The organism is Pseudomonas sp. EA_65y_Pfl2_P74 (assembly GCF_963970575.1).
Taxonomy (GTDB): domain Bacteria; phylum Pseudomonadota; class Gammaproteobacteria; order Pseudomonadales; family Pseudomonadaceae; genus Aquipseudomonas; species Aquipseudomonas baetica_A.
Genome location: NZ_CAXAOQ010000001.1, coordinates 229,099 through 243,235, shown reverse-complemented (window position 1 = coordinate 243,235; position 14,137 = coordinate 229,099). Strand labels below are relative to the sequence as shown.

The window sequence follows — 14,137 nt, the reverse complement described above, 5'->3', positions numbered from 1 at the left end:
CTGGCCCCTTCGCGAGCAAGCCCCACATTGGAATGCATTTCAGTGTGGGAGTGGGCTTGCTCGCGAAAGCAGCATCAGCCGCACTGATATCTAAAATCTGGAACCCGGCCCGCAAAGAAACGCCAACTCCTCAGCCGTAGACTCGCGCCCCAACACCGCATTGCGATGCGGAAACCGCCCAAACCTTGCAATCACTTTCTGATGCCGCTCGGCATAATCCAGATTGTCGGCAAACACCGCACGCTCTGCCTCCGGCTGCTCAGCCACCAGATCGATAAACCGCGAAACCGCTTCGTTCTGCACCGCAAGGTTTTCGCAGTGTTCGAACACCAGATAGATGAATACCCGTTGAATCGGCTTCAGTTGCCGGTCGAAATCCGCAGCAATGCCTTGCGCGACAAGTTGCTGCGCGCGCAGATCGCCAGCGAATGCTTTGGGAGAATCGCGAAAGATCATTCGCGGCAGTTGATCGAGCAACAGCACCACCGCCAGCCAACCTTCGGGACATTGCGTCCACTCGGTCAGTTCGCCCGCCAGGGCCTGATCGACAAAGACCCCGAACCGCTCACGCGCTTCGAGGTCCTGGCTGTCTTTCTTGCCGAACCACAGCTTGCCCTTGTCAGCCGAAACCTCGTCCGGTGATTCGGCGTGACCGAACCACCAATCGAGCAACGGCTGCCAAGGCGCGTTCATGGCTTAAGCCTTGTGGTAGGCCGTGGCGCGTGCGACTTCTTCTTTCGAACCGAGGAACACCGCAACACGCTGGTGCAGACCTTCCGGCTGAATGTCGAGAATACGCTGGTGGCCGTCGGTGGACGCGCCGCCCGCTTGTTCCACCAGGAACGACATCGGGTTGGCTTCGTACATCAGACGCAATTTGCCCGGCTTGGACGGCTCGCGGCTGTCGCGCGGGTACATGAACAGACCGCCACGGGTCAGGATGCGGTGCACGTCGGCAACCATCGCCGCGACCCAACGCATGTTGTAGTTCTTTTTCAGTGGACCTTCTTCGCCGGCCAGCAACTCGTCGACGTAGCGCTGCACCGGAGCTTCCCAGTGACGCTGGTTGGACATGTTGATGGCGAACTCCTGGGTGGACTCAGGAATGGTGATGTCTTCGTGAGTCAGCACGAAGCTGCCCATTTCGCGGTCCAGGGTGAAGCCTTTGACGCCGTCGCCCAGGGTCAGTACCAGCATGGTCTGCGGCCCGTAGATCGCGTAACCGGCAGCGACCTGCTCGGTGCCTGGCTGCAGGAAAGCTTTTTCGTTCAGCGCTTCGTTCTGGCTCAGGTATTCGTTCGGGCAACGCAATACCGAGAAGATGGTGCCGACCGGGGCGTTGATGTCGATGTTCGACGAACCGTCCAGTGGGTCGAACACCAGCAGGTAGGCGCCCTTCGGGTACTTGCCCGGGATCTGGTAGGCATTGTCCATTTCTTCGGACGCCATGCCGGCCAGGTGACCGCCCCATTCGTTGGCTTCGAGCAGAATCTCGTTGGAGATCACATCGAGCTTCTTCTGCACTTCGCCTTGTACGTTTTCAGTGCCCATGCTGCCCAGAACACCGCCCAGGGCGCCTTTGGACACGGCGTGGCTGATTTCCTTACAGGCACGCGCCACCACTTCGATCAGGAAGCGCAGATCGGCAGGAGTGTTGTTGCTGCGGGTCTGCTCAATCAAATAGCGACTCAAGGTAACGCGGGACATGGACGGCTCCGGTGGAATGGTGGGCTGAAAACCCGCGCAGTTTACAGGGAGTCTGAAAACGTAGCGAGCAAAGACGCCCGGTAACGTGCGTTGGGGTGCAATTGCATCTATCAGACGTGATCGGGCCCGGAGAGTTCAGGCACCGGATTTAGCGTAGTTGGAAACGGGATGGATGGTAGCCCGGTTTTTTTTCGACCGATTGGCCGTCTTCGCGAGCAAGGGATCTCCCTTGAATACAGACTTGTGTCCACTGAAGATCAACTGTGGGAGCGGACTTGCTCGCGCATGGCGCGCAGCGCCAGCCATTCTCAGGACTTGGCGGGAGGTTTACGCAGCAGACTCGCCGCCATCACTCCAAGGAACACCACACTCAACAACAACACCGCCCACAGCCCCAACTTCTTCCAGTTGGTTTCAACGACTGCCGTAGTGGCTGTTGTCGAGGCGGGCGTGTTGATGGCTTGGCCCTGCACCGTCGCCTTACCCAACGTCGCCAGTTTCTGCGGTTTGAAATCGGGAATCAGCGTAGCCAGCGGCAGGTTCGCCGTTTTCACCGTCGGATTGCCCAGCGCCAGGCTGTACGGCCCTGCGCCACGCGCCAGAAAGACCACCTGCGTCGCCCGCACTGCGTATTTCAAGCTCGGCGCCTGCTCTCCCAAGCCGCCGCCGCGCTCATCTACGGTCAGTTTCAACTGCTGAACGGGCTGCCCGTAAAGCGACATTTCGTTCTGCACCACGTCCTGATCATTCTGCGTCAGGCGATAAAGCAAGCCACTGCTCAACGTCTGCCACGGCAGACTACTCTCGCGCCGCCCCGCCAACGTCACCGGTGCCAGGCTGTTCGGCTCTTTGAGTTCAACCTGCACCCGTTCGACGTTCAGCCCCATCGGCAACTGCCAGGTGTATTCCCCGGCCTTGGTGCTGCTGCCGGCCAGGTCCTGCGACCAGACCAACGGCAGCGGCAAATTGCGCGGGTCGCTGCTTTTCACTTGCGCCAACGTCAGGTTCGGCGCCGAGTTCGGTGAATCCCACAGCAAGCGCACATAACGCGCCGACTGCCCCGGCAGCGTCACTTCATGCTGCTCGATTCGCTCGTCGGAAAAGGTCAGCCGTGCGACCTGCCCCTCGCCCCAGGCCTGCCAATGCTGCAAGTCATCACTGGCCTCAATGCTGAAGCGCTGAAAGCCGTCGCGCTCGCTGGTCCAGTCGAGAATCAATTGCTGCAACGGCGCTTTGATCGCGCTCGCGTCGAGCAACCACCCGCGCAGCACTTCTTCGCCCGCCTCCAATTGGCTGGACGGCTGCACCTCGACCAGCGTGCCGTTGGTGGTCGATTGCACGCGCACGTTCGGTGCGCGCTCCGAGGCGTCGGCGGCGTTGTACAGCGGGAACCACTTCACGTCATGCAACTGCCCGTCGTCGCGGGTCTGCGCCGATTCGCGGGCCAAGGCGTAAGCCTGCGGTTCGCCGGCGGCGTTGAATACGCGCAGATCGCTGAGATCGGTCTGGCGCGCCTGCAATTGCACATTCAGCGGCAGTTCGAGGCGGTACCACGGGCCGTTGCCACTGACGGTCAGCGGCACCTGCGTGGCGAAGTCCGTCGGTTTTTCCTGGGCGCCGGCCGTCATCACCACGCCCAGCGCCAACCAACCCAGATTCAGCATACGACTCAAGATGAAACTCCTTCGGTGTCCGGGGCCGGTTTGTCCGCCACCGGGTCAGCTTCGGTGCGTTTGGGCGGCAGCGGCGCGAAGTAGCCGACCACCAGCAGCAACACGCCAACGCCGATAAACGAGACGATCCGGGCGAGGCCGCCACGGTTGCTCAATTCGACAAAAATCAGTTTGGCCACCACCAGCGCAATCAGCGCCGCGCCGATCAGCCACACTTCGCGGCGATGACGCAGATGCCCGCCGATCATCAGTCCCAGCGCCATCAGCGTCCAGACAATGGACAACCCGGCCTGCACCAGCATCGACGCCAGCAACTGATCGAGTTCGAAGGGGATCCCGGCCCAATGATGTGCGGCGCGAGTCACCAACGCGGTGCAGAAGGCGAACAGCGAAACTCCGGCGATCAGTTGCGTGGCGTAATCGGCGTAGTCCTGTCGGATCGACAACTGCGACACCGTGCTGCGCGACCAGACATAAACGCCGAACAGCGCAAACAGCAGGCCCAGTTCCAGCGGGTTGAGCAGCGGCACGTAAGGCAGCGGTTCGGCGTTGCCATCGCTGATCCCGTTGGCCAGCCAGAACCAGCCGAGCATCAACACCGCCAACGGTGCAGCGGCGTACAAGCGGTACTGGCGGGCAAACGCGGCGACGGGCCAAGGCCAATTGCGCGGTGCGGCCGCCAGCAACAGATACAGGCTCGGCAAAATCGCCCAGCCCAACCAACGCCAAGCGTTGTATTGCTCGGACAACAGCAGCAAGCCGTAGCGCAGTTCCAGCGCCAGCACACCGATCAATAGCCAGCAGCCGAGCACATGCGCAGTGCTCAAGGCCCGCGCCGGCAGCATCGGCGCCAAGCGCCGCAAGCTGAGGAAATGCACCGCGAACACCACAGCCCACGCCAGCCAGCCGACGTCTGCCGCCGGGTGATAACGCGAATGCCAAGTCATGAGCAAAACCAGCCCGGCGGCCGGCATCAACAAGGTGCACAGCAAACCCAGCGCCGGCCATTTCAAGCGCAGTGACAGTAGCGCCCACAATGCCACACTCAGTGCCGCGACCAGCAACAGCAGAGAGTCTTCAAGATTCACTGGCGCAAAGCCCAGCACTTCATTGACCCACGCGAACGTCCACCAACCGGCGCCCCACACCAGCAACACCTCGGACAAACGCTGCAAACTCAACACATCAAACGCCGACGCGTGATGACCCAGTTGCAGGCGCCAAGCGCCGATCATCGCGGCCAGGCTCAGCACCAACGGCGTCCAGAATCCGCCGTGCGCCAACGGCTTGGAACCTTCACTGGCCAACGGCCCAAGCCACTCGGAACCGGCGAGCAAAAACGCCGCGCCGCCGATCACCTGCAACAGCAGACCGAAGACAAAACTCACTCGCTGCTTGAGGTACAGGCTCAGCCAGATGATCAGCAAACCGCTGGCGGCCCACACCGCACTCGCGGTCTGCCACGGCAGCACGAACAGCACCGCCAGATTGATCAGCACCAGACCGGCCAGCAGCACCACCGACAATCCGCGCAGCAGACGCACATCGGCGCGCACCATCTCATCGCGAGCGGCCAGCAACATGCCGGCGATCAGGGCCAGCCCGATCAAGGAGGCACTGAGCAAACCGCTCCAGCCGGCGCTGAAAACCGCGGCCGAATCTACGCCCCCGCCTTGCAAGCGCAGCAGGAACAACGCGCCGCCCAGCAGTTGCACGGCAAACGCCGTGAACAGGAACGTGCGCGATTGCAGGCGCAGACCGACGAACAACGTCGCCAGACCGGCCAGCGCCCAACTGATCGCCGTGCCCTGGATGAAGAAGTACAGCGGCGCCAGCAGGTAAAGGCACGTCAGGCCCAGGCACGCCAGCACCGGCAGACCTTGGCGTTCCCAAGGCGAGGCCTGTTCCGGCGTGGCTTTGCGCAGTTGATAGAAGCTGAACAACAACGCGACGCCGAGCATCAGCGCACCTAACGGTGCCCCATCGAGCAGACTGCTCTCGCCGATGCGCAACTGACTGAGGAACGCCAGCGCCGACCCCAGTTGCAACAGCAAAGCAAAGGCTCGGGCGAAGGGGCGATGCTGACGCAAGCCGAGCCAGAAAATCCCCGCGCCCTCCACCGCCCACGCCGCAGACGTCCAACGTGCATCGAGCCCGAGCGGAATCGCCAGACTGGCAAAAATCACCCCCAGCGCCAGACAGGTTTCGCCCAGCAGCACGGCACGCCCGCCCATCAACACTTTGGCCAGGCCCATGTAGATCATGCCCAGTGCGAGGGCGCTGAATGCCGCCGCGAACTCCAGATGCTGCACCAGCGCAAACTGCAAACCAAAGCCGACAATCGGCGGGCCGAACAGCATCGTCCCATCGACGTAGTCACCCTTGCGCGCCGACCAGTGCAGCAGCGCCTCACGGTCGCCGTCTGCCGGAGCATCAGGCATGTCGAGTAGTTTTCGGCGGGCGAACAACAAGCCAATGGCCAGGTACATCAGGAAGAACAGAATCAGAAACGGCTCGGTGCTCCACAAAAGCTGCGGCGCATAAGAACGCAGCCCCCAGGCGAAACCGATGCCAAAGGTGCCAACGAAGCCAATCAGGTTGAGCAGGCGCCAGGCCTTGAACCAGGCGATGGCGAGGATGCCGGCGTTGAGCAGCGCGAAATAACTGAACAGCGCGACATGGTTGCCAGCGCCGGTCGAAGTCAGAATCGGTGCAGCGAAACCGCCGAGCGCGGCGACACACGCCAGCGCCAGGGCGTCCTGGGTAATCGCCAGAATCGCCGAGAACACCGTGACCGCCACCAGCAAGCCCAGCGCGGCCGACGGCTCCAGTAACGGATGCAGGCGCATCGCCGCAAACACCGTCAGGTACAACACCGCGATGCCGGTGCCTTGCAGCATCAACGCATAACTGCTGTTGCGGTGCCGCAGCCACCAGCCCAGCGCCAGCAAGCCCAGTGCCGCGGCAGCGACCCCGGCGTAACGCAGTTCGATCGGCACCACCATGCCTTCGGTGGCATAGCGCAGCAGAAACGCCAGGCCGAAGAACAACAGCACCACGCCAACGCGCAGCACGGTGTTGCCACCGAACAGCCAGTTGCGTGCCGCGCTGATGCCACGCTCGATCAAGTTCGGGCCACGGGGCTCGGCGGGTTGTTGAGGTTCGGTGGTCACGGCTTCGAGGCGCCAGACGTCGTCCGGCAGCGGTTGGCTGGTTTCCTCGGCAGCGGAAGAGATCGGTTCGAGTTCGGGCGGCAGTTCCCAAACCAGTTCGGACGCCGGCGCCTGTTCAACGATGTTTTGGGGTTCGACGACAGGTTCACTGGCCGGTGCCGCACTCGACGGCGGTGCGGCTTGCACGGGCGTGCCTTCGAGCAGAAACAGCCGCTGCTCGACCGCCTGCAAGGCGACCTTTGCCTGTTCAAGTTGACGCTGTTGTTCGGCGGCCTGTGTGCCGATCCGGGCGATGCGCAGCGTTTGCCCACTCGCAAGTCCCAGCAGAGCACCCAACAGCGCCGTGCTGAACGACTCGTCAAGCAGCCAGCCGAGCACCAGCCCGATCAACATGAACATCCATTGCATGGTCGATATCCCTAAGCGGCCCCGTAAAGGGGCAATCCCGGCAGTTGCTTCAGTCTAGGCACAATCTAACGGTGGGAGCGGGCTTGCTCGCGAAGGCGTCGTCAGTCGATATTAAAATTGACTGTTGCACCGCTTTCGCGAGCAAGCCCGCTCCCACCGGGGTCTTGTGGTGACTGATACATCCGGTAACCGGCGCTCAGTATATCGATGCCGCCCAACAAACGTTGGGCCTTACGCACATTTGTTGCGCAAAGTTACTCCAGCGCTTTCCAGATATCCGTGGCGTACTCGCGAATCGTCCGGTCGGAGGAGAACCAGCCCATCCGCGCCGTGTTGAGCACCGCCGAACGCCACCATTTATTGCTGTCGTGCCAAAGCTCTTCAACGCGCTTCTGCGCGTCCCAGTAGGAGTCGAAGTCGGCGCAGACCAGGAACCGGTCGTAATCGACCAGCGAGTCGATCAGCCCTGTATAACGCGAGGTGTCGTCCGGCGAGAACACGCCGCTGCGGATCGCTTGCAGCACATCGTTGAGGCGATGGGACGCGGCGATGTCCGGCGCAGCGCTGAACTCGTGGTTCTGTTTACGCGCTTCGACCTGCTGGGCGCTGAGGCCGAAGATGAACATGTGCTCGGCGCCAATACGCTCGCACATCTCCACGTTGGCGCCGTCCAGCGTACCGATGGTCAGGGCACCGTTGAGGCCGAACTTCATGTTGCTGGTGCCTGAAGCCTCGAAACCGGCGGTGGATATCTGCTCGGACAAGTCCGCCGCCGGAATAATGCTCTCTGCCAGACTGACGTTGTAATTGGGCAGGAACACCACTTTCAGCAAGCCACGCACGGTCGGGTCGTTGTTCACCACCCGGGCGATGTCGTTGGTCAGTTTGATGATCAGCTTGGCCTGGTGATAGCTGGCCGCCGCTTTACCGGCGAAAATTTTCACTCGCGGCACCCAGTCGATTTCAGGCTCGGCGCGGATCGCCTGATACAACGCCACGGTGTGCATCAGGTTGAGCAACTGGCGTTTGTATTCGTGGATCCGTTTGACCTGCACATCGAACATCGCCGCCGGGTTGACCGCGATCCCCAGCCGTTCGTGAATCAGATAAGCCAAGGCCTTTTTGCTGTGTAACCGCTGCTCGGCGAAGGCTTTGCGAAAGGCCGGTTTTTCTGCGAACGGTTCGAGGTCGAGCAGGCGTTCTTCCGGCTTGTCCAAAATATCCGGGCCAAGCGCATCGACCAGCATCGAGGTCAATTCGGCGTTGGCCTGGAACAGCCAGCGGCGGAAGGTGATGCCGTTGGTTTTGTTGTTGATCCGCTCCGGGTAGAGCTTGTGCAGTTCGGCAAACACGGTTTTGCGCATCAGTTGCGTGTGCAGCCCTGACACGCCGTTGACGCTATGCGAACCGAGGAACGCGAGGTTGCCCATACGCACCCGGCGGCCGTTGTCCTCTTCGATCAGCGACACCGCACGCAGTACGTCGAAGTCGTGAATACCCTTGGCCCGCAATGAATCGATGTGCTGGGCATTGATCAGGTAAATGATCTGCATGTGCCGCGGCAGCATGCGCTCCATCAAACCCACCGGCCAGGTTTCCAGCGCTTCGGGCAGCAAGGTGTGGTTGGTATACGACAGCGTGTCCACGGTGACCTGCCACGCCGCATCCCACGCCACGTCGTAGACGTCGACCAGTTGGCGCATCAGTTCGGCGACGGCAATTGACGGGTGGGTGTCGTTGAGCTGAATGGCGGCGTGATCACCCAGGGTCAACACCGAGGTGTGCATGTTGCGATGACGACGGAGCAAGTCCTGCAAAGATGCGGCGACGAAGAAATATTCCTGGCGCAGACGCAGTTCTTGCCCCGCTTCGGTGCTGTCCGCCGGATAGAGCACGCGGGAGATGCTTTCGGCACGAGCCACCTCGGCCACGGCGCCCAAGTGGTCACCGGCGTTGAAACGTTCCAGGTGCAGATCTTCCATGGCCCGAGCCCGCCACAGGCGCAAGGTGTTGACGCTTGCCCCGCGCCAGCCGACGACCGGCGTGTCATAGGCAATCGCCCGAACGGTTTCGGCCGGCGACCAGACTTGCCGGGTCTTACCGCTGGCATCGGTGACGGTTTCAACGCTGCCACCAAAACCGATGGCGTAGACGACTTCCGGCCGCTCGAACTCCCACGGGTTACCGAAATCCAGCCAGTGTTCGGTCTGTTCCTGCTGCCAGCCGTCGACGATGGCCTGACGGAACAAGCCGTGTTCATAGCGAATGCCGTAGCCATGGCCGGCGATGCCGAGGGTGGACATGCTTTCCATGAAGCACGCAGCCAATCGTCCGAGACCGCCATTACCCAGCGCTGCGTCAGGCTCCAGCAGGCGAATGCGTTCCAGATCGACACCCAGTTCGGTCAGCGCCTCTCGGGCAACGTCGAGCAGACCGAGGTTGCTCAGGCTGTCGTAAAGCAAGCGGCCGATGAGGAATTCCAGCGAGAGGTAATACACCCGCTTCTGGCCTTTGCGGTAGATCTGCCGGGTGTGATCCATCCAGTGCTCGACCATGTGATCGCGCGCCGCCAGGGCAATGGCTTCGAACCAGTCATGGTCAAAGGCGTGATCGGGGTCTTTGCCCACCGCGTAGGTGAGTTTGGTCAGGACGGCGTCGCGGAATGCGGCCACCTCTGCTTCGCGAACTAATGGTTCTTGAGTCATCGATACGACCTCGGGCGAGCGGGGAATTGTCTGAGCCTAGACGGTCTGACCGACGGTAGCGGCTCTGGTTCGGCGGTATTTCCCGGGACTGTGAGATAGCCCGGCAATCGCTTGGCATCTCCCCCAATGAATGCAGGGGCCGTGCCGACTTGTCCGGTCAAATGGCGGCCTATAGAAAAAATCTGGCGAAAGGTTGTTCAAAAATTCACCCGTCCCGGTATGATCGCGCGCCCTGATGCATACGCCTGGTAACTCCCGATGATGAAGCCCAACCTGATTGCCGCCGCCGAGATCGATCGTCTCGATACGTGGGCCAAATACTCGGCCCCGATGTGCGGCTCTTGTGTCTCCAGCTGCTGCACGCTGCCGGTCGAGGTGAAGATCAAGGATCTGGTGCGCATCGGCGTGGTCGACGAGTTCGAGTTGGGCGATCCGCCGAAAAACATCGCCAAGCGCCTGCAAAAGGAAGGACTGGTCGAGCGCTTCAATCAGAAGTCGGGGATCTTCACCCTGCAGCGCATGAGCAACAACGATTGCTACTACCTGGATCGTAAGTCGCGCCTGTGCACCATTTATGACAAGCGCCCGGACACCTGCCGCAATCACCCCAGGATTGGGCCGCGACCGGGGTATTGCGCGTACAAGCCGAAGGAAGTGGTGCGCGAGCAGAATTTCCGCGCGATCGAGAAGTTTTGATCGTTACTGAGATTTTCGGCGGCTGATCGGCCGCCCTCGCGAGCAAGCCCGCTCCCACAGTAGATTCTCGGTGAACACAAATCTTGTGTACGCCATGGTTCCCTGTGGGAGCGGGCTTGCTCGCGAAGAGGCCGACAAAAACACCGAATCCCCCCAGACAAACAAAAACGCCCCCGGTCTCGCGACCGGGGGCGTTTTTTCAAGCGCGGGCTAAATTACGCCTTGGCTTTCTTGGCAGCGCGGGTACGCTCGCTTTCGTCCAGGATCTTCTTGCGAAGACGGATGGACTTAGGCGTGACTTCGCACAGCTCGTCTTCCTGGATGTATTCCAGAGCCTGTTCCAGAGTGAAGCGAACAGGTGGGACCAGAGCGATGGTTTCGTCTTTACCCGAAGCACGCATGTTGTCGAGCTTCTTGCCTTTGGTTGGGTTCACACCCAGGTCGTTGTCACGGCTGTTCTGACCAACGATCTGACCGTTGTAGATCTCCTGGCCGTGTTCTACGAACAGCTTGCCGCGAGCCTGCAGGGTTTCCAGCGAGTAGGTCAGTGCCTTACCGGTTTCAACCGACACCAGAACGCCGTTCTGACGGCCGGACATGTGGCCCGACTTGACGGTGTCGTAGCGGTCGAAGATCGAGGTCAGGATGCCAGCACCGTTGGTCAGGGTCAGGAACTGGTTACGGAAACCGATCAGACCGCGAGCAGGGATGTTGTATTCCAGACGAACACGGCCTTTACCATCCGGCACCATGTTGGTCAGGTCGCCTTTACGCAGACCCATCTCTTCCATGACCTTGCCCTGCGAATCTTCAGGGATGTCGATGGTCACGTTTTCGAACGGTTCTTGTTTCACGCCGTTCACTTCACGAATGATCACTTCCGGACGGCCCAGAGCCATTTCGAAGCCTTCGCGACGCATGGTTTCGATCAGTACCGAGAGGTGCAGCTCACCACGACCGGAAACCTTGAACTTGTCAGCGGTGTCGCCTTCTTCAACGCGCAGTGCAACGTTGTACAGCAGCTCTTTGTCCAGACGCTCCTTGATGTTACGGGAGGTCACGAACTTGCCTTCTTTACCGCAGAATGGCGAGTCGTTTACCTGGAACGTCATGGAAACGGTTGGCTCGTCAACGGTCAGCGGCTTCATCGCTTCAACAGTCAGCGGGTCGCACAGTGTGTCAGAGATGAACAGCTCGTCGAAGCCGCTGATGCAGACGATGTCGCCGGCCGCTGCTTCTTCAACGTCAATGCGGTGCAGACCGTGGTGACCCATCAGCTTCAGGATACGGCCTTTGCGTTCTTTGCCGTCGGCGTCGATAGCGACAACCGGGGTGTTCGGCTTGACGCGACCACGAGCGATACGGCCAACACCGATAACACCCAGGAAGCTGTTGTAGTCCAGAGCGGAGATCTGCATCTGGAACGGACCGTCACGGTCAACGGCCGGAGGCGGAACGTGGTCGACGACCGCTTGGTACAGCGGGGTCATGTCTTCAGCCATGGCGGTGTGATCCAGACCGGCGATGCCGTTCAGGGCCGAGGCGTAAACAACCTGGAAGTCCAGTTGTTCTTCGGTCGCACCGAGGTTGTCGAACAGGTCGAAGATCTGGTCCAGAACCCAGTCCGGACGCGCGCCTGGACGGTCAACCTTGTTGATGACCACGATTGGACGCAGGCCGGCTTCGAAAGCCTTCTTGGTCACGAAACGGGTTTGCGGCATAGGGCCGTCTTGAGCGTCAACCAGCAGCAGAACGGAGTCAACCATCGACATTACACGTTCAACTTCGCCGCCGAAGTCGGCGTGGCCCGGGGTGTCCACGATGTTGATGTGGTAGCCGTTCCAGTTGATGGCGGTGTTTTTCGCCAGAATGGTAATACCGCGCTCTTTTTCCTGGTCGTTGGAGTCCATCACGCGCTCGTCGTTGAGCTCGTTGCGCTCCAGAGTGCCGGATTGACGCAGGAGTTTGTCTACCAGGGTGGTCTTACCATGGTCAACGTGAGCAATGATGGCGATGTTGCGTAGATTTTCGATCACTTGTGTATCTCGATCAGAGGATTCGGTTTGCTGACAAGTCTTGGCAGCGATTAACAGTAGTGTCCGGCATGGCCGTTACAGCTTGACGGCGGTGTCGGGGGGCCGGTGACGCAGGCCACAGGCAAACAGCCCCGGGCACTTAGCTCGGTCGATAAACGCGCACATTGGCATGCCCCTCACTGAGCAAATGGTGAGCATGCAGGCGACTCATCACGCCTTTGTCGCAATACAGCAGGTACTGGCGAGTCGGATCCAGCTCCTTGAAACGAGCGTTCACTGCGTAGAACGGCATCGTCTGTACTTCTATTCCGGCAAGCTGCAGCGGGTCATCCTCGGCGGCATCCGGGTGACGGATGTCGATAACGATCTGACCGGCCAGCGCTTCGCCGACTTCTTCAATCTGCAAATCCTGGCCCAATTCGTCGATCACCCGATCGATCGGCACCAGTTTGGCGTTTTCGAGCGCTCGCTCGAGCACCGCCATGTCGAATTCTTTCTCTTCGTGCTCAACGCGACCACGCTTGGCAGCGGTCTTCGGATTGACCGAAATGACCCCGCAGTATTCGGGCATGTGCCGGGCGAAATCGGCAGTGCCGATCTCGTTGGCCGTGTCGATGATGTCCTGCTTGTGGGCGACGATCAGCGGACGCAGGACCAGTTTGTCGGTCACGCAGTCGATCACCGACAGGTTCGGCAGCGTCTGGCTCGACACCTGGGAGATCGCTTCACCGGTGACCAGCGCGTCGATGTGCAGGCGGTCGGCAATGGCCGTGGATGCGCGCAACATCATACGCTTCAATACGACGCCCATATGACTGTTATCGACTTTGCCGAGAATTTCTCCCAACACTTCTTCGAACGGAACACTGACAAATAGCACGCGTTGCGAGCTTCCGTACTTCTTCCAGATGAAATGCGCGACTTCCATCACGCCCAATTCGTGGGCACGACCACCGAGATTGAAGAAGCAGAAGTGCGCCATCAGGCCGCGCCGCATGATCTGGTAGGCCGCAACGGTCGAGTCAAAGCCGCCGGACATCAGAACCAGGGTCTGCTCAAGTGCGCCCAGCGGATAACCGCCGATGCCGTTGTGCTGGCTGTGGATGACAAACAACCGTTTGTCGCGAACTTCCATGCGCACTTCGATTTGCGGTGCCTTGAGGTCGATTCCGGCAGCGCCGCACTCGCGACGCAGCTTGCTGCCGACGTATTTTTCGACGTCCATCGAACTGAATGCATGCTTGCCCGCGCGCTTGCAGCGTACCGAGAAAACCTTCCCGGCCAGCGCATCGCCGTAGTGCTGCTTGCACTTTTCGGTGATGTCGTCGAAGTCGCCCAGCGGGTACTCGTCGATCTGCAGAAAGTGCGCGATGCCGGGCATGCAGGTCAGGCGCTCAACCATCTCTTTCAAGGCTTTGGGATCGGTAACGCGGGTTTCCAGCTCGAGATTGTCCCACACACCGTTCACCACCACGGCCGGGTCCAGGTCACGGAGCACGGTGCGGATGTTCTTGGCCAACTGGCGGATAAATTTCGTCCGGACAGGTCGGCTTTTGATGGTGATCTCGGGGAAGACTTTTACGATTAGTTTCATGAAAACAGCGCGCGCTGGGCCAGCCGAAAAAGGGGGGCGCGGATTATAGCGGAAATTGCTCAAGGTTTAACCAGTTAATGTGCAGAAGGTTTTGCTTGCACCAAAACAGGTCATCTTTCACCTGAAGCGCTACATTAAGGGGCGA

The 14,137-nt window shown here is 60.4% G+C and carries 8 protein-coding genes; 1 reads left to right on the top strand and 7 read right to left on the bottom strand.

The genetic code is table 11. The features are described from left to right. Positions 1-90 precede the first annotated feature (90 nt). The 5 genes from AACY18_RS01085 to AACY18_RS01065 form a co-directional block, all read right to left on the bottom strand. Positions 91-693, bottom strand: a complete 603-nt coding sequence (locus tag AACY18_RS01085; RefSeq protein WP_339463997.1) for a DUF924 family protein — start codon at positions 691-693, stop codon at positions 91-93. 3 nt (positions 694-696) lie between these two features. Continuing rightward, positions 697-1,707, bottom strand: a complete 1,011-nt coding sequence (locus AACY18_RS01080; protein WP_187678860.1) for a class 1 fructose-bisphosphatase — start codon at positions 1,705-1,707, stop codon at positions 697-699. 308 nt (positions 1,708-2,015) lie between these two features. Continuing rightward, positions 2,016-3,380, bottom strand: a complete 1,365-nt coding sequence (locus AACY18_RS01075; RefSeq protein ID WP_339463995.1) for a DUF3999 domain-containing protein — start codon at positions 3,378-3,380, stop codon at positions 2,016-2,018. Then, a complete protein-coding gene (locus AACY18_RS01070) occupies positions 3,377-6,961 on the bottom strand; it encodes a DUF2339 domain-containing protein (RefSeq protein WP_339463994.1) in 3,585 nt (1,194 codons plus the stop codon). Before AACY18_RS01070 ends, AACY18_RS01075 begins: the two co-directional genes overlap by 4 nt. A gap of 254 nt (positions 6,962-7,215) precedes the next feature. Then, on the bottom strand, positions 7,216-9,666 hold the full coding sequence (locus tag AACY18_RS01065) for a glycogen/starch/alpha-glucan phosphorylase (RefSeq protein WP_339463993.1): 2,451 nt from the start codon (positions 9,664-9,666) through the stop codon (positions 7,216-7,218). Between the two features lie 258 nt (positions 9,667-9,924). Between AACY18_RS01065 and AACY18_RS01060 the strand changes: the two genes are divergently transcribed. Then, positions 9,925-10,362, top strand: a complete 438-nt coding sequence (locus tag AACY18_RS01060; protein WP_339432990.1) for a YkgJ family cysteine cluster protein — start codon at positions 9,925-9,927, stop codon at positions 10,360-10,362. A gap of 215 nt (positions 10,363-10,577) precedes the next feature. On the opposite strand, the gene typA is transcribed toward AACY18_RS01060, so the two are convergent. Both typA and thiI read right to left on the bottom strand, forming a co-directional pair. Continuing rightward, complete coding sequence (typA, locus tag AACY18_RS01055) at positions 10,578-12,398, bottom strand: translational GTPase TypA (protein WP_339432991.1); 1,821 nt, start codon at positions 12,396-12,398, stop codon at positions 10,578-10,580. A 139-nt stretch (positions 12,399-12,537) separates the two neighbouring features. Further along, positions 12,538-13,992, bottom strand: coding sequence for a tRNA uracil 4-sulfurtransferase ThiI (gene thiI, locus AACY18_RS01050; RefSeq protein WP_339463992.1), 1,455 nt, complete (start codon positions 13,990-13,992; stop codon positions 12,538-12,540). Between the last annotated feature and the right edge of the window lie 145 nt (positions 13,993-14,137).